This is a genomic window from Maribacter sp. UBA3344, from assembly GCF_002362375.1.
Taxonomy (GTDB): domain Bacteria; phylum Bacteroidota; class Bacteroidia; order Flavobacteriales; family Flavobacteriaceae; genus Maribacter; species Maribacter dokdonensis.
Genome location: NZ_DERI01000009.1, coordinates 236377 through 258413, shown reverse-complemented (window position 1 = coordinate 258413; position 22037 = coordinate 236377). Strand labels below are relative to the sequence as shown.

The following is a 22037-nucleotide window of genomic DNA, read 5'->3' as shown; positions in this document are numbered from 1 at the left end:
TTTAGAATCTAAAGTGCGAAAATGCTTTGTTTGCCTCAGCCATCTTGTGCGTATCGACTCTTTTCTTAACAGCAGCACCTTCTTCTTTTGCCGCCGCTAAAATTTCTCCAGCTAGCTTTTGCGCCATACCTTTCTCATTACGCTTTCTTGCATAACTAATCAACCATTTCATAGCAGTTGATATCTTACGGTCCGGTCTAATCTGCATTGGAATTTGAAATGTTGCACCACCAACTCTTCTACTTCTCACCTCAACATGGGGCATAACATTACTTAATGCATCCTTCCAAAGCTCTAAAGCTGTTTTTTCTTCATCGGTCTTTTTAGCATCTACGATATCTATTGCATCGTAAAAAACACCAAAAGCAACTGATTTCTTACCATCCCACATCATCATATTGACGAAACGCGTCACCAACTGATCATTAAATCTTGGATCTGGTAAAAGTGGTCTTTTCTTTGCCTGTCTTTTTCTCATTACTTCGTTTTAAACAAGTTTAATTACTTCTTAGGGCGTTTTGCACCATATTTAGATCTACGCTGTGTTCTACCGGCCACACCTGCTGTGTCCAATGCACCACGTACAATATGATACCTAACTCCTGGTAAATCTTTAACTCTTCCGCCTCTTACTAATACTATCGAGTGCTCTTGCAAATTGTGACCCTCACCAGGTATGTAAGCATTTACCTCCTTACCATTGGTCAACCTAACCCTTGCTACTTTTCTCATAGCTGAATTTGGCTTCTTTGGCGTGGTAGTATAAACACGTGTACAAACACCTCTTCTCTGAGGACACGAATCCAAAGCAGCCGATTTACTCTTCTTAGTAATCGTCTCTCTTCCTATTCGTACTAATTGTGATATTGTTGGCATACTATAATAATATATAAAAATTACCCCTACTTTAAGGGTCGGCAAATGTAGTTATATTTCGGTAAAATTCAAATCATTATGAATTTATTTTTATTTTTTTTCAATTTAACAGAAATCAACACAAAAATCATTGGTTAAAACTGTCTTAACATTTTAAAAACTTCGAGTAAAAACCCATACAATTTTCACTTTAAATTAAATGCAGGTTTTTTAGACTTTTTCTGAAGAATTATGAATATGATAAAAAAAACCGTGTTGAATTATATAACTTTAAATATGGATCGTGTTTAATATGTAACTCCGAATTTTATAACAAGTTCTTAAAGTTTTATTAAAATTATCTTGCATTATTAACACATTATTGTGAAGTTTGTCGCTAGCTAATTCAAATAATTTAAAAATGAGAACAAAACTAAATGGATTGTTAACGCTACTATTGGCGTTAGTTGTGCATATTTCTTTTGCACAGCAAAAAACAGTATCCGGTACGGTTACTGATCAGGGAGGGCTTCCTTTGCCCGGGGTTAACATTGTAGTTGAAGGCACCACAACAGGTACTCAGACAGATTTCGATGGTAACTATTCCATTATGGCCTCACAAGGCGAAACATTATTATTTACTTACATTGGTCAAAAAGCCGTTAGAAAATCGGTTGGTGCTGGCAGTACAGTAAATGTGCAAATGGAAGAAGATGCACAAGCACTGGAAGAAGTGGTTGTAACCGCTCAAGGTATCAAACGTGAGAAAAAAGCTTTAGGTTTTGCAGTTTCTTCTGTAGACGAAGAGGACTTGGAGTCTCGTTCTGAAGGTGATGTTGCCCGTGTATTATCAGGTAAAGCATCTGGTGTACAGATTACCGCTGCAGGTGGTATGTCCGGTTCTGCAACCAACGTTGTAGTTAGGGGTTTAAGTTCCTTTAGTGGAAGTAACCAAGCACTTTTCGTAGTTGATGGTGTACCATTTAGTAGCGATACTAATGCACAAGACACAAATGGTGGTGGTTCTAACTTCTTAACTGGTAACACTGGTTCTTCAAGATTTTTAGATTTAGATCCTAACAACATTGCCAAAATTGAAGTATTAAAAGGTCTTGCAGCAGCAACACTTTATGGTTCACAAGGTAAAAATGGTGTTATTTTGATTACTACAAAGGCAGGTTCTGCAGTAGGAGGTAAAAAGAAAACCGAAATCACAGTAAATCAATCATACTTCGTAAATGAGTTTGCTTCTTTACCTGACTATCAAGATGAATATGGTAATGGTTTTGATCAAGCATTTGGATGGTTCTTCAGTAACTGGGGACCAAGTTTTGAAGAAAGCGGCCTTTCAGGTTGGGGAAGACAATCTGCGATTGACGAAAATGGTACTTTAGAGCACCCTTATAGTAGTACTGCAGTTGCTGCTACTCGTGAAGCTTTTCCTGAATTACAAGGAACAAGATATGACTGGAAACCTTACGATTCTGTAGAAGATTACTTCAAACCAGGTTCTGTAAGCTCTACTTCTGTAAACATTAACGGTGCATCAGAAGATGGAAATACAACCTTTAATGCAAACTTTGGTTACTTAGATGATGAATCTTTTGTACCTGGAAACGGTTTAACAAGAGCTAACATTTCTTTAGGTGGTAGATCTAAATTATCGAATAAATTCACAGTTTCAGGAGCTATGAACTACTCGAGAACAGATTACAGTTCACCTCCAATTGCAGCGAGTGAAGGTAATGGTACTACAGGTCTTTCAATTTTTGGAAACATTTACTTCACACCTCGTAGTGTTGATTTATTAGGATTACCTTACCAAAACCCAATTGATGGTTCTAGTGTATACTATAGAAATGGTAACGATATCATTAATCCACGTTGGACTGAAAATAACGTAAAATACTCTCAGTTAACAACACGTGTTTTCTGGAATGCTTCTGTACAATATGACATCAATGATAACCTAAACATAACCTACAGAGCAGGTTTAGATTATTATAACGAAAGAAATGAACAATACTCTAATAAGGGTGGTGTTGCATTTACAAGTGCAATATTTGGTTTCTTGAATACCTATGATAACAATAATACGATTTGGGATCACTACTTAGCCCTTAACGGTAATTATGATTTATCTGAAAAATTAGGTTTGTCATTCAACGCAGGTGCTACAACAAGATCTACAACTTTTGATCAGCAGGGTGTTGCTAGTACAGGTCAAATTGTATTTGACATACAGAGACATTTTAACTACTCTAACCAATCTCCTATTCAATATTCTGAAAAAAGAAATATTGCTGGTTTATTAGGACAGGTTACTTTGGACTATGACAACATGTTATTCCTTACAGCATCTACTAGAACTGACTGGGTTTCTAACTTAACTACAGAAAACAACAGTCAAACATATCCAAGTGCTAGTGCATCTTTCTTACCTACTGCTGCTTGGCCTGGTATTAAATCTGAAAAAGGTCTTAACTTCTTGAAATTAAGAGCTGGTTTAGGACAGTCTGCGACTTTCCCAACTGCTTATCCAACGGTAAGTGTTGTTGAGCAAAATACACAAGTATATGGTGAAGGCGGTGAAGTTACAACCAACCAAGTTGCAGCTTTTAAAGCTAATCCTGACTTAAAACCTGAGCTATTATCAGAATTTGAAGTAGGATTTGAATCTAAATTCTTTAACAATAGAGTTTCTTTAGATTTCACATATTTTGACAGAACTACAAAAGACTTGATCGTAAGAGAGCCTCTTTCTCCTTCAACCGGTTTTACTTTCACGCAAAGTAACGTTGGTAAAATAGAAGGTGATGGTATTGAAATAGATTTAGGTGTTGACTGGGTAAGAAGTGACAACTTCAACTGGAACACAAGAGCTAACTTCACTAAAAACAAATTTATAGTAACTGAGCAAGAGCAAGATATTATTATCTATGCTGGTAGTTCAACTTTATCAGTTGGTGGTAACGCTGCAATTAAAGGTGAGCAGTTAGGTGTTATTGTAGGTGATGCAATTGCAAGAGATGCGGATGGCAACTTCTTAATTGATGATGGTGGTGATTATGTAACTACAGAGGTAGATGTTAATGGTAATGTTCCAATTATTGGAAATCCTAACCCAGACTATATTATGAACATCATAAACTCTCTTTCTTACAAGAATTGGAATTTAGGTTTTCAATTTAGTCATACCAAAGGTGGTGACATAGTTTCTAATACTATTGGTACATTATTAGGTAGAGGTTTAATTACTGAAACTTTAGATAGAGAGAACACTTATATTTTACCTGGTGTATCTCAGAGCACTGGAGAAGTAAACAATAAGCAGATCAATAACTCTACTTACTACTTCAACAACATCTTATTCGGACCTACAGAATTAAAAGTTTATGATGCTTCAGTAGTACGTTTACAAGAACTTTCTTTAGGATACACTTTCCCTGCAAAAGCATTAGAAAGAACTCCTTTCGGTTCATTAACGATCACTGCCCAAGGATTTAACCTTTGGTATGATGCTTACAACACACCAGATGGAGCTAACTTCGATCCAAACATTCAAGGTGCTGGTGTTGGTAACTCTCAAGGTTTTGACTTTATCAACGGTCCAAGTTCTAGAAGATATGGAGTTAGTATTAAAGCAACCTTTTAAAAATTGCTAATCTTAATTAATAGAAATATTATGAAAAAAATAATTAAATATATAACCGTTGTTTTTGCAGCTGGAGTGTTATTCAACTCTTGTGAAACAACAGATCTAGATCTTAGGACTAGCCCTAATGATCTTGCTGCTGATCAAGCAGATCCTAACCTATTATTGAATTCAATTCAATTAGCGTATGTTGCTAACATGTATACAATAAATGATATTGGTTCTGAATTAACTAGAATTGATTACATGCTTGGTCGTAACTACTTTAATACATACCCTGGTGATACGTTTGATGACATCTGGGAACGTTTGTACAGTAGTACAGATGGTAATGGCGCTGTTTATAGCTCAACTGTAGATTTAGGTATATTCCCTAACGTTGACAACTTGCAAACTATAGATGCTGAAAGTGATATTGATTACTCTTTCCATATTGCCGTAGGTCAAACATTAAAAGCTCACATGCTTTTATTGTTAGTTGATTATCTTGGAAAAGCGACGTTGAGCGAAGCTGGTAATCCAGTTGATTTCCCTGCTCCTATGTTAGATGACGGTCAAGATGTTTATACAGGAGCGTTAGCCCTTTTAAGCGAAGCAGAAGCATTATTTGCAGCTGACCCAGCTACTCAAGGTGGAGAAGATTTCTTTTACGGTGGTGATACTGAAAATTGGATTAAATTAATTAACACCATTAGATTAAAAGCAGCTGTTACTACCGGTGACACAAGTACATTTAATTCTATAATTGCTGGAGGTGAATATATTGCTGATTCTGCAGATGATTTTCAATGGCAATATGGCACTAGAGAATTACAACCAGATACACGTCACCCAGATTATCAGAATGATTATACTACAAGTGGTGCAAACATTTACCAAAATAACTGGTTAATGAACAACATGATGGTAAGAAACGATCCTAGAATTAGATATTATTTCTATCGTCAAGAAAGCGCTACTCCTGGTGCAGCGGGTGAACCAGCCAATGAAGAGCTATTAGCTTGTTCTTTAGCTACACCACCGGCACATTATGACGGTTTCATCTATTGTTCCGTACCTAACGGATACTGGGGTAGATCTCATGGTAACAATGAAGGTACTCCTCCAGATGGTTTCCAAAGAACGGCTGTAGGTGTTTACCCTGCAGGAGGTCGTTTTGACGATAGCAGCTTTGATGTTGTAGGTCTTGGCCTTGGTGGCGGAGGTGGCGGTATAGAGCCGATCATCTTAGCATCTTATGTTGATTTCTGGCAAGCTGAAATGGCTTCATCTGCAGCTGAAAAAGCAACTTTCTTAGAGTCTGCAATGACCAAGTCTATAGCTAAAGTTCAAAGTTTTGGATCATTGGATTCTGGTGCAGATTTATCTGTAGCCCCTTCTGATGATGAAGTAACTACTTACATTGAAGATACGGTTGCTGATTACCTAGCGGCAACAGGAGATGATCAAATGAATATTTTATCTGAACAATACTGGATAGCACTTTACGGTGGTGGTGTTGAAGCATATAACTATTATAGAAGAACTGGCTTCCCTACTACATTGGCTCCAAACTGGGAGTTAAATCCAGGTGCTTTCCCAAGATCATTTTTGTATCCTCAGACAGAGGTAATTACAAACTCAAATGTATCGCAGAAATCAGATTTATCAACTCAAGTATTTTGGGATACAAATCCAGCCGGACCAGCATTCCCATCTGCTAACTAAAAAATAAGAAAATGAAAATAAACAATAAAATATTAGGCGCTATTCTAGGTGTTTCTACGCTACTAATATCATCATGTGATGATGGTGACAAAGTTATTGACACTGTTTTTGACGAAACAACTAGAGGTGCAATTCTTAGAACAATTGAAGCAGACGGTATTTTTGATCGTTTTGATACTTCAACTACCTATGGGTTTACATTTGAAGAGCAAGATTACGAAGATGGTGATCTTTTGGAGAAAGTAGATCTATATATTAGCTTTGAAGATAATACTGAAGCTAATGGTGATTCCACTGTAGACGAAATTCTAATTGAAACTTTCTTACCTGCAGATTTTACAGATGGTGAATTTGGTTTACCTAGAGCTAGTTATGAAACCACTTTAGCTAACGCACTTTCTCAACTAGGTTTAGTTGAAGGTGATTTTGACGGTGGAGACGCTATTCAATTCCGTTTAATTTTAACTTTAACTGACGGAAGAACCTTTACCAATGATGATAGTACAGGTACAATTACAGGTTCTTTCTTTAATGCACCTTATTTCTATGCACCTATCATAAAATGTATTCCTCCAGCACCAGTTGCAGGTGAGTACACTATTGAAATGGAAGATAGTTATGGTGATGGATGGAACGGAGCTTCTATTGATGTTGTTATTGATGGTGTTGAAACATCTTACACTCTTGACAGTGGAGCTGCCGGTTCTCAAACATTTACAGTACCAGAGGGAACAGCTGAATTTACTTTAGCATTTTCTTCAGGTGACTGGGATGGTGAAATTACTTATGAAATTATTGCGCCAACTGGAGAATTAGCCCTTTCTGACGGCCCAACGCCAGCTGTAGGTGTTCAAACATTGAATATCTGTGGAGGGTAGTCTTAAATAATATTTCATTCATTAATATAGCTGCCTTATTTAAAAATTAAGGCAGCTATTTTGTTTACAACAACATATAACTTCCCCTTATGAAATTTGTATTAGAGTTCAATAGAATAAAGAAAATGACGAAAATTCTGATTTTGTCATTACTCCCAATAATGCACTCGTGCTCTGAACAAACAAATAGCAACTCAAAAGAAATTGCTGTAAATAAAAAAGAAACAACAAAAATTTTTGAAAAAATTACCAGTGAACATAGTGCTATAGACTTTAGCAATAACTTAATTGAGAATGTTGAAACTTATGAAAACGTTTTTAATTTTGATTATTTCTACAATGGGGCTGGAGTAGGCGTGGAAGATATCAATAATGACGGTTTATTAGATATTTTCTTTTCCGGCAATCAAGTTGACAATAAATTATATCTAAATAAAGGGAATTTTAAGTTTGAAGACATCTCCTCTACCGCCGGTATCAACATCAATAAAAAATGGTGCAACGGTGTTACTTTCGTAGACATTAACAATGATGGATGGCAAGATATATATGTCTCACAAGGCGGTCCTAACAATAGAAGTAATAGAAACAACCTGTTATATATTAATAACCAAAACTTAACTTTTACGGAAAGTGCCACGGAGTATGGTTTAAACGATCCTGGAATTTCTACACAAACTGCATTTTTCGATTTTGACAACGACGGTGACTTAGATTGCATAGTCATGAACGAAAATGAATTATATGGTTTAGACCCAATATCCTTGTTAAAAACAGTAAATACCACCAAAGAATCTAAGTATTTCAATAGCAGCCATTTTTACAAAAATGTCAATGGCAAATATGTGGATGTCACAAAAGAAGTAGGACTAGAAAACCCGATATTCGGTCTAGGTCTTTGTGTATCCGATATAAATTCCGATGGCTATTTAGACATTTACCTTTCAAGTGACTACTACTTGCCCGATGCTATATACATCAATAATCAAAAAGGCAAATTCACAAACCAAGTCAATCAATTAACACAACAAATTTCATTTTACGGTATGGGCCTGGACATTGGCGATATCAACAATGACAACTTACAAGATATATTTGTATTAGATATGGCTTCGAACGACCATTTTAGGGCTAAAACCCTTATGGCATCTATGAGTACAGAGAGATTCGACTTCTTAACAAAAACAGCCGGATTTCAACATCAATACATGTTTAACTCCTTACAGCTTAATCAAGGTAAAAACCATTATTCCAACATCTCACAATTAACCGGTATGGCGAGCTCTGATTGGAGCTGGTCTGTTTTAATGTCAGACTATAATAACGATGGCACAAAAGATGTATTCATTACCAACGGTTACCGCAAGTATGCATTAGATAATGATTTTCAGAACAAAGTATATAACGCCAAGATAAAATATAGAGGAAACATACCCATTAATTTAAAGCAACAACTTTACAATGAAATGCCTTCTGAAAGTCTTAGCAATTTAATGTATCAAAATAACGGAAACTTAGAATTTCAAGAAGTAAGTACGGATTGGGGATTAAATGAACTTACCTTCAGTAATGGTGCCGCACAAGCTGATTTTGACAACGACGGTGATTTAGATCTAGTGATCAACAATATTGATCAAAAGGCGCTAGTGTATAAAAATAACACGGTTGAAAACCAATTAGGCAATTTCTTGAAAGTGACCACTACGGCTTCTACACCCGAATCTTTTGCCAAAGTAACTATTTCATATGCTGAAAAACAGCAATTTAATGAGATAAAAAGAGTTAGAGGGTACATGTCCTCACAAGAAAACGCTGCCCATTTTGGTATTGGTACAACAACCGTCATTGACACAGTTAAGGTAGAATGGCTTAGTGGAAAAATATCATACAAATACAATATAAAAGCCAACTCATTTTTAACGTTCTCTGAAGATAAAGCAGTAGTACCAAACGTGAAATCTTCACTAGCGTTTAACTCATTTTTTTCTCAAAAAAACGCTACTGATTTTAACTTGAATTACAGTCACCAAGAAACAACATACGACGATTTTGAGCAAGAAATTCTACTACCCTACAAACAGTCTAACACTGGTCCATTTATAGCTAAAGCGGATGTCAATGGTGATGGTAAAGAAGATATTTATGTTGGTGGAGGCTCTAGGCAAACAGGTACCTTATTTTTACAAACTGAAAATGGTTTTGTCAAGAACCCACAGCAATCTTTTGAATTAGACAAGGAAAAAGAGGATGCCGAATCCGTATTTTTTGATTTTGATAATGATAACGATCTAGACCTATATGTAGTTAGTGGTGGTAACGAATATGGAGAAAGCTCCTCATATTATGCAGATAGACTATATATAAATGACGGAAAAGGAAATTTTGAAAAACGTAACACACCAATTTTACAATCTTTTCCAAAAAGTGGTAAATCTGTAACCATATTGGATTTTGATAAAGATGGCGATAACGATATTCTAGTAGGTAATAGAATCATACCACACAACTATCCCAAATTCAGTGCATCCATATTATATGAAAACGATAACGGTGTTTTAAAAAATGTGACAAATACTATTGCCCCGGAATTAGAGAATTTTGGACTGATCAATAGTATTATCACCACAGACTTCAACAATGACGGATGGCAGGATTTTATTGCCGTGGGGGAATGGACGCCAATTGGTATCTTTGAGAACAAAAATGGAAAATTTCAACGTCTAGCATCAGAAAACTCAGTGCTAAATACTAAAGGATGGTGGTTTAAAATAAAAGAAACCGATATTAACAATGACGGTAACAAAGATTATATAGTAGGTAATGTAGGTAGAAATATAAAGTTTACTGCCAGTGAAGAAAAACCATTTAAAATATTTGCAACCGATTTTGATAATAACGGAATAAACGACGTTGTGTTAAGTAAGAAATATCATGAAACTTATGTTCCTGTTAGAGGTAGAGAATGTTCATCTCAGCAAATGCCTTTTATCAAAGAAAAATTTTCGACCTATAATGATTTCGCACATGCAACTATGGAGGATATTTATGGAGAAAAACTTAAAGATGCGTACACAAGCGAAGCTACAGACTTTAACTCCATAATATTGGTGAACCAAGGAAATAATACTTTTGAAAAAGTTACCTTACCTAATGAATCTCAATTATTTCCCACTTTAGCAATTTTATTGTTTGACCTGAACAACGATGGTTTTGAAGATTGCGTACTATCTGGTAACATCTATGAAACAGAGGTTGAAACTCCAAGGCTTGATGCCATAACCGGTTTGGCATTAATTTCCAACAGAAAAGATGGATATACTACCACCTCCATAGGAAAAACAGGAATGTATCTTAGAGGAAATGTAAAAAGTATGGAATCATTAAAATTCAACGAAAAGACGATAGTTGTTGCGGGTTTAAACAACGATAAATTGAGAACTTTCGAATTAACAAAAAATTAAACATACTGATTATAAGATGTTTAAAAAAAATATCTAAATTAAACATCTTAAACAACCATACCATGAGAAAAATTTTAATGTTAGCTATTACAGCAATAGTTAGTACAACTTTACAAGCTCAATATTCTGGTCAAGTACCAACAAATATGGGAGGAGCTAGTCAAAATGCGGCTGCTGGTGCTGCTATAGCCAACTTCTTAGGGCCAGTTAATGAAGCCTACCAAAAAAGAAGAGAAATAGACTTGGATAAATTTCAAGGCACACCCTACACATCCAATACGTTTGCCCCAACCATCTTAAAATATAATGACGAAGTTGTTGGTAATATTTATTACAGGTACAATGCTTTGAACGAAGAAATAGAAATTAAAAAAACCTCTTCTGAAGACGAACCGTACAAAGCCTTAGTTAAGGACAAGGAAGTTAGTTTACTTATCAATGCAAAACCTTTAAGTTTCAAAACTTTTGTTACTGAAAAAAATGAAACTATAAATGGCTATTTAACCTTGCTACAAAAAGGAAATACTTACGATCTGTACCAAAGAACACTTGTTAAATTTACCGAAGGTCAACCTGCACAAAATTCATTTGTAGCAGCAGTTCCTAGTAGGTTTACTAAATTTACAGAATATTATTTTCAAAAAGATGGGGTAAATAGAATTGATCAGATACCTCAAAAAAATAAAAAGCTTTTAAAATTAATAGATGCCTCTAAAAGAGAAGATTTAAAAATCTTTTTAAAGGAGAACAATCTAAATATTAAGAACGAGCAAGATTTAATAAAAGTTTTTGACTATTTAAACAGTTAAAATTTAAATCTTAAGATTAATGACCGCCCAACAATAGTTGGGCGGTTTTTATTTACCTTTGCTCCATGCAAAAAACCACTCAAATTTATGGCTTAAGAGCCATCATAGAAGCCGTTAACTCCAATGAGGAAATAGATAAGGTATTTCTACAAAAAGGTCTTAAGGGAGATCTTATGAAAGAATTGGAAGGTTTATTGCGACGTAATGAAATCAATATGGTTTACGTACCTGTTGAAAAATTAAATAGACTTACCAAAAACAATCACCAAGGTGCCGTTGCCAATATCTCCCCTATTTCATTTCATACCCTTGAAGATTTAGTAGAAAAAGCAAGCGAAAAAGAGGGGCCTGCCCTATTTCTATTGTTAGACCAACTTTCTGATGTTCGCAATTTTGGTGCTATTATTAGAACAGCGGAATGTACCGGTGTTGATGGTATTATCGTTCAAAAGAAAGGTGCTGCTCCTGTTACGGCAGATACCATAAAGACCAGTGCCGGGGCTGCCTATAAAGTTCCCATTGCAAAGGTTGACCACTTAAAAGATGCTGTGTTTTATTTACAAGCATCGGGAATAAAAGTTGTATCGGCTACAGAAAAAACAGATGACTCCGTATATGATGTACCCTTCAAAGATTCTATTGCCATAGTAATGGGAGCGGAAGACCGTGGTATTACACCATCAATTTTAAAGGCTTCAGATTATAAGGCCAAACTTCCTTTATTAGGAGAAATTGGATCACTAAATGTGTCCGTGGCATGTGCAGTATTTTTATATGAAGCTGTTCGTCAGCGTCTATAATTTTCATACTTCACTACTTTTATTATCAACGTTATCTTTATAGATGTAGTTGATTTTCAATGTTTCTTCATTGACTTCAGCATCGTCTTTTGGCAACTCCCTAAAATTTCCATTTTCATCAAAATGTTGTAAAAAAAGGTCGTCATCTTCATTGTAATCATCTTTTTCCCAATCAAACTTAGTTGTTTTAGGAATATGTGCTTTAACTACTTTCGCTAAAAACAAACCGGTAATAAAACCGGCTAAATGCCCTTCCCATGACATACCTTCTTTAACCGGGAATATATACCAAAGCATACTACCATAAATAAAGACTACAATTAAAGAAAGTGCTACAAGTCTAAAGTATGAGCTAAAAATTCCTTTAAAGAATATAAAACTGGCTAAAACATAAATTAGTCCGCTTGCACCAATATGATAAGATGTTCTTCCTATGACCCAAGTCATAAAGCCAGATAAAAGAATGCCATAAAATATGACTTTCCAAGCCACACTTCTATAAAAATACATTAGTGCCGAGAGCAATATTGCCAAGGGTATGGTATTGTTATATAAATGTTCTAGAGACCCATGAATGAACGGACTAAATACTATGCCACGTAAACCGGTTAATGTTCTTGGCATTACCCCAAGTTCATTAAAATTAACACCTAAGGAAAGTTCTACCCAGTATACCGCCCATATCATAATCATTGCCAAAAGTGGTACGGCAACAACATTATTGGAAAACTTAAAATGTGCCATTTCTGACATAAGCTACTTTTTATTATATAAATTACAATTATACTACCAATCTATACTAATTGGTCATATTGTCATTTCAATACTTACTTAACGATCAATTGGCTATTAACTTTATAATCTCTTTTAAGTTTATCATATTTTTGTAATATGAACGAACCTTTAGCCGAACGTGTACGCCCTAAAACATTAGACGAATATATTAGTCAACACCATTTGGTGGGTGTGAAAGGCTCGCTTACGCATCAAATTAAGAAGGGTATTATTCCCTCTTTAATTTTATGGGGACCTCCTGGCACAGGAAAAACAACTTTGGCCAATATTATAGCGGAAGAAAGCAAAAGACCTTTTTATGTTCTTAGTGCTATTAATAGCGGAGTTAAGGACATACGCGAAGTTATAGATAAAGCTAAACAAGCGGGTGGTCTGTTTACTGCAAAAAATCCGATTTTGTTTATTGATGAGATACACCGTTTTAGTAAGTCTCAACAGGATTCACTTTTAGCGGCCGTAGAAAAAGGTTGGGTCACATTAATTGGTGCAACTACCGAAAATCCTAGTTTTGAAGTAATACCCGCTTTACTCTCTCGTTGCCAAGTATATATTTTAAATGCCTTTGGAAAAACCGACTTGGAAAACCTTATCAAAAGGGCAATGGAGAAGGATTCGATATTAAAGTCTAAAAAAATAGATCTTAAGGAAACCGAAGCTTTATTACGAATATCTGGAGGCGATGGCAGAAAACTATTAAATGTTTTTGAATTGGTAGTTAATTCTGAAGAAAGCGACACCGTTGTTATCACCGATGAATTGGTACTTTCCAAGGTTCAGAAAAACACCGTACTATACGATAAGACAGGAGAGCAACATTATGATATTGTTTCTGCATTTATTAAATCTATACGCGGTAGTGACCCTAATGGAGCAGTATATTGGTTGGCTCGTATGATAGAAGGTGGTGAAGATATTAAATTCATTGCGCGTAGAATGCTCATCTCTGCCTCTGAGGATATTGGTTTGGCAAACCCTACGGCTTTGGTCATGGCGAACACCACTTTTCAGGCGGTAACAACTATAGGTTATCCAGAAGCACGTATAATACTTAGCCAATGCGCTATCTATTTAGCTACGTCGGCAAAGAGTAATGCCAGTTATATGGCAATAGGCAAAGCTCAACAGGCAGTTAAGCAAACAGGTAACCTTTCTGTTCCTCTACCTTTAAGAAATGCACCTACAAAGCTAATGAAAGATCTTGGTTATGGTCAAGAATATAAATATGCCCATGATTACCAGAACAACTTTGTAAATGCAGAATTTTTACCGGATGAAATTACCGGTACTACATTTTACAAACCTGGTAACAATGCGAGAGAAAAAAACCTTAGCGATTTTCTAAAGAACAGATGGAAAGACAAGTATGATTTTTAGAACTTAATATTCAGTTCTTCTTTAACCAAAGTATCGTTTTCATAATATTCAAAAACCCAAGTACCATCTTTTTGGTAAACCATACCATTCTTAGAATCGGTCTTTGCCATAAAAACATTTTCCGCAGAACTGTTCATTAAATTCATTCTCACTTTAGGCGAACTATCTACCAATTGATATCCTGTTTCAGTAGCTTGCGCATACCAAATATCTTTAATTACAGACTTATTAACCTCTAAACCGTTAAGAGCCGGCTTATCCATTTCCGCCTTTTTAATATTAGATGCTACGGGAGTACGATCTTTATAATACTGTGTTTTCTCGGTTTCTTCTGAAACAACGGTAGCTTCTTTTTTAACCGGTATATCTGCCATTTCTTTTTCTGCTTCTATTACCTTTTTTGCAGAAGATGGGTCCAACTTTTTAACATCATTTTTGTAACTAACCGTAATAGCCTCATTCTTTTCATTTTTACCACTGTATGAATAATTCATTCCATTAAATGAACGCATAGATTCCCTAATAGCTTCATTGTAGGCTACTTTATATTGCTTTTCTTTACTAATGCCCTGCATACTACTGTACACAATGTTGTCATTACAATCAATCAAATTGATAATCGTTTTGGTAGAAAACATAGTACTATCATCTTGAAGATCAGCAATTACACCTAAACATCTGTTGAATTTTAAATCTTCCGGTAATTGATCGTCATATACCGTGGTAAAACCTTTACCCGTAAAAAGGTATTTTATCAAGGTACTTGTTTGATGCTCGTTCATGTTCTTGAAAGCATCAAACTTTTTTGGAACAATAATATATTTGTAATCGTCCAAGTTTGCTTGGGCAAAAGTTGCATACCCAATGAATGTAAGAAGAATTGTAATAACTGTTTTCAAAACGACATAAAATTTAAATTCAATGTAATATATGAAAAAAGCATGCCAAAAAAATAAAATAGAGGTAAGAAGATGTACTATTTTCCACTACCCCATGAAATGATATTTAAACCGAACTGAAAAGAGGCATAGTTACTATCGGCTACATTATTATAAGATAATAAGTTGTCTGCCATTATGTAAAAATTAACGGGTCCGGCCTGTAGATTCATCCCTAACCCTAAATTGGTATAACTAAATTTATCTACAGTATAAGTACCTTTAAATGCCAAAATATTACCTATTCTACGTGTATAAAACCCAGTTAAAGCCATTTGTGGTCCCCTTGGCCTATTGATCATATAGAATTGTCCCCCAAAAGAATTTCTATACTTTGTTCTCAATTCTCCTCCACCAGGAGATCCCGCCGTACAATCACAATTCTGCAGTCCACTATTGCCAACAGGTTCTCCAAAATCATTTCTAATAGAAGCATATAGCTTTGTAGGTCTAAAAGTGATATAGTTTTTAGTATTTGTATCAAATGGCACAGCAGCTTCAACTTCATCTACCAAATCTTGCCAAAAATCCCTATCCAGACTGGCAAAATTTTCTAAAACATCTATCTCTATACCTTCAACAGTTGTATTTCCTTCTAAACTGTAACTTTTAGGATCACTAGAATGGTATATAAAACCTAGATCTAACAAACTACCTGTTACCGTAGTTCTTTCACTCAAATGGTAAGTAAACCCAACATCCATTCCTATACCTAAGTCTCCACCAAAAAGCGCCCTATTTATAATTTCATTGGTAAGTAAATCATCATCGCTTGCATTATCCAAATCTTGAAAACCAGAGGTCTGTAAAAGCAGATCGGCATTTAAGGTTGATGATATAATATTATTCTGACCTTCTATGTTTCTTAAGGATCCACTGTTACGCGTTGAACTGTAATCCACAATACCAGAATAAATTTTTCCCCTAGCACCTATGGTTAAATAACGGTCTACCTTTTTGTTTATCCCAAAATGTAAAACGTTTACCAAAGACCCACGGGTTTTTAGGTCTCCTAAATTATAACGTCTCCCTAGCTGCCCTGCATTGCCGTCAAAAACTAAAAAAGCGTAGTCTTGGGGCCAGTAAGTAATATTATCCATTTCCAAATACCCTCCAAAAGAATAGAAGTAATTAGGATTCCTACCTCTAAAACCACCCGTAAGATATTCTAATTGAACTGTTGTGCTAAACTCATCTCTTGGACCAAGACTATTTAAGGCACGCTCCCTAAATTTTACATTAATGTCCAAACCATCATCTGCAAAGAGGTCATGAACAGAAATACCGTTAGACCCAAAATTACCGGAAATACCGGATAGCAAGGGTACACCTGCAAACCATTTAAAATCTGATTCAACACCAGGGTTTAAGGAAAGTGATTGAGGTATTTCGTTAAAATCATAGAGCAGTTGTTTATTTTGAGCTCTGACACCCACTACAAAACAAATAGCAATAACAAAAAGGCAATGGTTGAATCTCATTGCAGTTCTAATGTAAATTGTGCACTAGAACGAAGCTCTATTGCCGAGTCTGGAATATCGGATTCACTGCTATTATCCCCTAAATTAACAGCGGTCAATCTTATTTTAGATGTTGTTCTAATGATATCCAAACTTTTACCTGTTGGGCCGTATGCCACATCTCTGCTTAAAACAGAAGTTGGTGCCGGATCCATACTAAACACTTCGGTATCTATAACATTTTCATTTACATCTAAAAATTCAAGTCTTATTTCAATAGGTTTACTTGTTGTATTTTCCAGCTCATAGGTTAACACACCGGATATTACCCTCTCAGTAAAAAAAGGTTCTTCAAACGCATCAAAATTAAAATCTTGGGTAAAAAAATTGAGTCCGGATACTCTATTGATCAAAGTCTCTTGAGCCTTAACGTAAAAAATACTAGCTTCATAACTAGGAACAATGGCCAGCTCATCTATTTGATCAAAGTCTTGATTTTCAGAACAAGAGGTTAGTATTAGGAAACCTAATAATAGCATATAAATAGTGCGTAACCCTTTCATCGACTCTACGAAGTTTTAAATAAGACAGGAATCTGTACTATTAGTAACTCTATAATAACGATTTTATTTCTTCCAAATCATAAATAATAGGTGACAGATCATGCTTTTTTTCTTTATGCGCATTAAAATGAATGGTATAAAAACCTAAAGCTTTTGCACCCATGATATCCGCCTCTAGACTATCTCCGATCATAATTGAACATTCTGGTGTGGCACCTGCCTTTTTTAAAGCTAAATTGAAAATGATAGGGTTTGGTTTTTTGACTCCCGCCATCTCAGAATCTATAATTTGGTCAAAAAAATCATAAATCCCAGAATTTCTTAGTTTCCTTTCTTGTACCTCTTGAAAACCATTGGTAATGATATGTAGCTTATACTTAGGTCGTAAATAGTTCAATACCTCAATAGTATTAGGAAACAAAGCATTAAATGAAGACAGGTGATTAATGTATTCTTCGGATAATAAATGAATGACCTCATCAGAAGCCGGGTAATCCAATTCATCGAAAACAGATTTTAATCTTTGGTAGCGTAATTCTGCTTTGGTTATCTTCTCTTCACGGAAAAGTCTCCAAAACTTGAGATTAGCAGGTACATAAACTGCTAAAAAATCATGCAGTTCTATATCGATATTTTGCTCGTTAAAAATTTTCTGAAATGTATTTGCAGAGTTCTTGTCAAAATCCCAAAGGGTATGATCTAGATCAAAGAAAACATTGGTAACCTTATTGTGGAACATATTGTTGTTTGATTATTTCGGCATATAAAGACATCCAGTCCCTATCTTCTTTATTGCCTAAGACCTCATTAGAGAACATAGTAATAAGCGTACCATTTACTTTACGTACCTCATTAGTCAAAGCTTTTACCTGACTTAAAACATCGTTGTCCTTTTTAATTTTTGATAATGAAATATCATGTATAGCAAACGGATGTACTTTTATTGGCTGCTTTACCTCTAATGGTATATCATAAAACTGAAATGCCGTGCACGTTCCGGCCCTAAACCCAAGTTCAAAGGTATACCCCATGGTATAATCATTTGTAAACTCGGCTGCAATTAAATTACGATAGGTTTGTGGTACATCTACCCTATTATATCTCATTTTAGAATTGTTCACTGGTCTATTTATGACCTCTTCCAAATTTGCCTTTTCTTTCTTCAATAGCTCTAAATCCGAAAATGAACTATAACTCGCCGCCATGGAAACGGGCACATAATCTGCCACATACTTTATAAGCGACTTAAATTTTATACTATTGGTAGAAACATTTTTATCGTACTTGGAATAATCTGCAAATTGAAAAAAGAAATTACATTTTACCTTATATCTTTTATGTAAATCTATGAGCTCTGCATAATTGTCATAAGGATCTTTTTGTCTGTTCAATCCTACTGCAATACGCTCGTAAACACGTTTAAATTTCAACGTCCCCAAATCCATCAACATACCCACCAAACCACGTACGACGCCCCGGTTTGCATAACAATGTGATGTAGCTACATCTATAACGGATATAAAGTCATAAGATTTGTGTTTAAATTCCAAATCTTCAAAGCGTTCCTTTAGTGCTTCTAATAATTTATAGGCCCAAATATCAACAACTGGTTTTAAAAGAAAACCATTCTGGTAGGCTACACTATCTTTTGGAGAAAATCTGCCATGAATATCCTTTACGTGTGGCAAATACTCTTCATACCTAGAAAGCATAAAAAAACTGGCAGCAAAAATATCGAAAGGTAAAGTACTTTTATCACCCGTCTGAAAAAAGCAAGGTGTACCTTCCCAATCACCAATGTTCAATTGAACATCGTTAATGCCTTGCTCAAACAACAATTCATTACTACGAACAAAAAATTCATTCTGTAAGGGCTGTTTTGTATACGTGATTTTTGCCCCCGTATGTTTAATAAAATCTTCGACTTTGGTGGTGAAATCAATCTCAATCCCCAAAATAACCACAAAGATATGCCTCATAACATAGGTAAGGCGCGGTGTTATTTTATGTGTGTAGATCAATAACATTTATAGCATATTTTCATCTGCAAAGCTATAGTAACTTTTTTGGGTAATGATCAAATGGTCTAACACTTTAATATCTAAAGTTTCACTGGCCGTTTTAATCTTTTGGGTAATCTGTTTATCTGCTGCACTAGGTCTTAAAGTGCCCGATGGGTGGTTATGCGCTAATATTATAGCAACCGCACCTAACTCTAACGCCTGTTTCATTACAATTCTCACATCTACAAGGGTACCTGTTATACCACCTTTACTCAATTGAGCCTTATGTAACACTTTATTGGAATTGTTGAGAAAAAGAATCCAGAATTCTTCATGTTCCAATTCTCCCAACATGGGATGTAAAATATGGTAAGCGTCTTTACTACTACCTATTTTCTCAATTTTAGGAGCATCTTCACCTCTTCTTCTTCTACCCACCTCTAAAGCTGCCGCAATGCTTACTGCTTTGGCTTCGCCAATACCTTTGAAAGCCATTAACTGCTTAATGGACAATCTACCCAATTCATTTAAATTGTTATCCACCGATGCCAAAATACGTTTTGAAAGCTCAACTGCGCTTTCTGATCTACTACCCGAACCTATCAAAATAGCGATCAATTCTGCATCGGACAAAACAGCACGGCCTTTGTTGACCAGCTTTTCTCTTGGCTTATCATCATCTGACCAATTTTTTATGGAGAACGAAACGGATTTATCCTGCATTGGCTAAAGATACAGAACAAATTATTTTATGCTAAATTTATACATCAAATTAAAATCATGAAATCATTATTAACAAAAGAGGCTTACGAAGAAATCAATCAAAGAATTGATCTTCTAACCCTAAACTCAGAAAAAGGATGGGGTAAAATGAGTGTTGGTCAAATGTGTTGGCACTGTCAATACCCTCTACAATTGGCTATTAAAAACAAACCTAACAATTCAAAAGGAAATTGGTTCATAAAAACTTTCTTCAAAAAATCATTGTACAATGACAAACCGTGGAGAAAAAATATGCCTACAGCTCCACAATTAAAAGCTAAGGAAGATAAAGACTTTGAAACGGAGCATAAACTATTAAAAAAATTGGTGAGCGATTTTTATGCCGTAAGAGACAGAGAAGAATGGCACCCACACCCAGCTTTTGGTACTTTTACAAAAGAACAGTGGGGTCAAGTTCAATACAAACACCTTGACCATCATTTAAAGCAGTTTGGAGTATAACTTGGTTGTTGAAAAAACTCAAGTTCAAGTTCAAAAATCAAGTTCAATTTCAATCTCAAAAAAAGACTTTGTACTTCCTCCTTAACTCAACAACCCGTGCAATTTGTTTAAATCGAATCCGCCATAATTACCTGAACTCATTAATAACAGCGTAGTATCCTTGTAAGATTGTGTTTCTAAATAATCATGAAATGAATTGGCGTCTGTAAAGATTTTTAAATCGTTGCGTTGAAATGCTTCTGATATTTGATCAGCGGTCACCGCCTCTAATTTCTTTATGGCCACAGATTCTGGCAAGAAGAAAATGACCGCTTCATCTGCAGCATCTAAGGCGCCCTTATATTCCTTTAAAAATTCTGGATTAAAACTGCTGTAAGTATGTAACTCCAAACAAGCTGCCAGTTTTCTATTTGGGTATTGTTCTTTAACTGCTCTGGTAGTTGCCGCAACTTTACTTGGTGAATGTGCAAAATCTTTATACGCAATACTGGTTGCTCCTTCTGCAATTTTTTCCAATCTTTTAGATGCGCCTTTAAATGTAGCTATGGCCTCATAAAAATCTTCCTCATCTACTCCCATATTCTGGCATATCCATTTTGCCCCCGCTAAGTTGCTTAAATTATGTTTACCAAAAACCTCAATTGGCATTGGTCCCTCATTAGTTTCTAAAAGGGTTTCTCCGTCTTCTACAGTATATTCTGGTGTGGAATATGGTAATTTTCTAATGGCATTTTCAGAGGACTCTACTACATCTTTTACAGTATCATCTTCAACATTGTAAGTAATAGAACCACCGTTTACAATACTATCTACAAATATTTTAAACTGCTCTACATAATTTTCAAAAGTTGGAAATACATTAATATGATCCCAGGCAATTCCACTTAGTAAGGCAATATTAGGTTGATACAGATGAAATTTAGGTCGCCTATCTATTGGAGATGACAGATATTCATCGCCTTCTAAAACAATAAAATCATTATCCTCTGTTAAATGCACCATGCGATCAAAACCATCTAATTGTGCACCTACCATATAATCCACATCAATATCATGAAAATTAAGTACATGCAAGATCATTGAGGTAATGGTGGTTTTACCATGACTACCACCAATTACTACCCTAGTTTTATTTTTTGATTGTTCATATAAAAATTCAGGATAAGAATAAATAGTAATTCCTAAATCTTGGGCTTTCAACAATTCAGGATTATCTGCTTTTGCATGCATACCAAGTACAATTGCATCTAGATCCATAGTGATTTTTTCAGGAAACCAACCAAATTCATCAGGTAATAATCCCTTGGCTTCCAATCTAGATTTAGAAGGTTCATAAATAACATCATCACTTCCTGTAATAATGTATCCTTTATGTTTCAAGGCCAACGCTAAGTTATGCATGGCACTTCCTCCTATCGCAATAAAATGTATTCGCATTCCTAAATTTTAGGTGGCAAAGATACGTATTGTCCAATTAAATCTATGGAATACCTATAAGCTAAGGCCAATGGTTAC

At 35.3% G+C, this 22037-nt stretch carries 18 protein-coding genes; 8 read left to right on the top strand and 10 right to left on the bottom strand.

Going from position 1 to position 22037, the window contains the following annotated elements; all coding sequences use genetic code 11:
* Position 1: 1 nt before the first annotated feature.
* Both rpsG and rpsL read right to left on the bottom strand, forming a co-directional pair.
* Positions 2-478: a 30S ribosomal protein S7 gene (gene rpsG / locus B2Z27_RS06170; RefSeq protein ID WP_027064831.1), complete on the bottom strand. Its 477-nt coding sequence runs from the start codon at positions 476-478 to the stop codon at positions 2-4.
* A 23-nt stretch (positions 479-501) separates the two neighbouring features.
* On the bottom strand, positions 502-876 hold the full coding sequence (gene rpsL, locus B2Z27_RS06165; protein WP_036152127.1) for a 30S ribosomal protein S12: 375 nt from the start codon (positions 874-876) through the stop codon (positions 502-504).
* A gap of 400 nt (positions 877-1276) precedes the next feature.
* On the opposite strand from rpsL, the gene B2Z27_RS06160 reads away from it, so the two are divergent.
* From B2Z27_RS06160 to rlmB, 6 genes are all read left to right on the top strand, one after another.
* Complete coding sequence (locus B2Z27_RS06160) at positions 1277-4510, top strand: SusC/RagA family TonB-linked outer membrane protein (RefSeq protein ID WP_286812956.1); 3234 nt, start codon at positions 1277-1279, stop codon at positions 4508-4510.
* 30 nt (positions 4511-4540) lie between these two features.
* On the top strand, positions 4541-6217 hold the full coding sequence (locus B2Z27_RS06155; protein WP_058103833.1) for a SusD/RagB family nutrient-binding outer membrane lipoprotein: 1677 nt from the start codon (positions 4541-4543) through the stop codon (positions 6215-6217).
* A gap of 11 nt (positions 6218-6228) precedes the next feature.
* On the top strand, positions 6229-7095 hold the full coding sequence (locus B2Z27_RS06150) for a hypothetical protein (RefSeq protein WP_058103834.1): 867 nt from the start codon (positions 6229-6231) through the stop codon (positions 7093-7095).
* Positions 7096-7184: 89 nt separating this feature from the next.
* Complete coding sequence (locus tag B2Z27_RS06145) at positions 7185-10556, top strand: VCBS repeat-containing protein (RefSeq protein WP_286812955.1); 3372 nt, start codon at positions 7185-7187, stop codon at positions 10554-10556.
* A 62-nt stretch (positions 10557-10618) separates the two neighbouring features.
* Positions 10619-11365 carry a hypothetical protein gene (locus B2Z27_RS06140; RefSeq protein WP_286812954.1) on the top strand — a complete coding sequence of 249 codons (747 nt, stop codon included), beginning with the start codon at positions 10619-10621 and terminating at the stop codon, positions 11363-11365.
* Positions 11366-11430: 65 nt separating this feature from the next.
* A complete protein-coding gene (rlmB, locus tag B2Z27_RS06135) occupies positions 11431-12165 on the top strand; it encodes a 23S rRNA (guanosine(2251)-2'-O)-methyltransferase RlmB (RefSeq protein ID WP_074672186.1) in 735 nt (244 codons plus the stop codon).
* 3 nt (positions 12166-12168) lie between these two features.
* Here rlmB and B2Z27_RS06130 read toward each other — a convergent pair whose 3' ends face one another.
* Positions 12169-12918, bottom strand: coding sequence for a rhomboid family intramembrane serine protease (locus tag B2Z27_RS06130; RefSeq protein WP_074672184.1), 750 nt, complete (start codon positions 12916-12918; stop codon positions 12169-12171).
* 138 nt (positions 12919-13056) lie between these two features.
* Between B2Z27_RS06130 and B2Z27_RS06125 the strand changes: the two genes are divergently transcribed.
* Positions 13057-14334 carry a replication-associated recombination protein A gene (locus B2Z27_RS06125; RefSeq protein ID WP_286812953.1) on the top strand — a complete coding sequence of 426 codons (1278 nt, stop codon included), beginning with the start codon at positions 13057-13059 and terminating at the stop codon, positions 14332-14334.
* Here the strand turns inward: B2Z27_RS06125 and B2Z27_RS06120 are convergent.
* From B2Z27_RS06120 to radC, 6 genes are all read right to left on the bottom strand, one after another.
* Complete coding sequence (locus B2Z27_RS06120; RefSeq protein WP_286812952.1) at positions 14331-15233, bottom strand: hypothetical protein; 903 nt, start codon at positions 15231-15233, stop codon at positions 14331-14333. The two genes, B2Z27_RS06125 and B2Z27_RS06120, sit on opposite strands and share 4 nt — an antisense overlap.
* Before the next feature lie 77 nt (positions 15234-15310).
* Positions 15311-16753 carry a DUF5723 family protein gene (locus B2Z27_RS06115; RefSeq protein ID WP_286812951.1) on the bottom strand — a complete coding sequence of 481 codons (1443 nt, stop codon included), beginning with the start codon at positions 16751-16753 and terminating at the stop codon, positions 15311-15313.
* Positions 16750-17295, bottom strand: coding sequence for a hypothetical protein (locus B2Z27_RS06110; RefSeq protein ID WP_091606629.1), 546 nt, complete (start codon positions 17293-17295; stop codon positions 16750-16752). The genes B2Z27_RS06115 and B2Z27_RS06110 overlap by 4 nt, the downstream gene beginning before the upstream one ends.
* 49 nt (positions 17296-17344) lie before the next feature.
* Positions 17345-18034, bottom strand: coding sequence for a YjjG family noncanonical pyrimidine nucleotidase (locus tag B2Z27_RS06105; protein WP_286812950.1), 690 nt, complete (start codon positions 18032-18034; stop codon positions 17345-17347).
* Positions 18021-19322, bottom strand: coding sequence for a polysaccharide deacetylase family protein (locus B2Z27_RS06100; protein WP_286812949.1), 1302 nt, complete (start codon positions 19320-19322; stop codon positions 18021-18023). Before B2Z27_RS06100 ends, B2Z27_RS06105 begins: the two co-directional genes overlap by 14 nt.
* A complete protein-coding gene (radC, locus tag B2Z27_RS06095; RefSeq protein WP_058103845.1) occupies positions 19323-20021 on the bottom strand; it encodes a RadC family protein in 699 nt (232 codons plus the stop codon).
* A 57-nt stretch (positions 20022-20078) separates the two neighbouring features.
* Between radC and B2Z27_RS06090 the strand changes: the two genes are divergently transcribed.
* Positions 20079-20522 (top strand): DUF1569 domain-containing protein, encoded by a 444-nt coding sequence (locus B2Z27_RS06090; protein WP_071341347.1) that lies wholly within the window; start codon positions 20079-20081, stop codon positions 20520-20522.
* An 81-nt stretch (positions 20523-20603) separates the two neighbouring features.
* On the opposite strand, the gene B2Z27_RS06085 is transcribed toward B2Z27_RS06090, so the two are convergent.
* Positions 20604-21959 (bottom strand): UDP-N-acetylmuramate--L-alanine ligase, encoded by a 1356-nt coding sequence (locus B2Z27_RS06085; RefSeq protein WP_286812948.1) that lies wholly within the window; start codon positions 21957-21959, stop codon positions 20604-20606.
* Positions 21960-22037 lie beyond the last annotated feature (78 nt).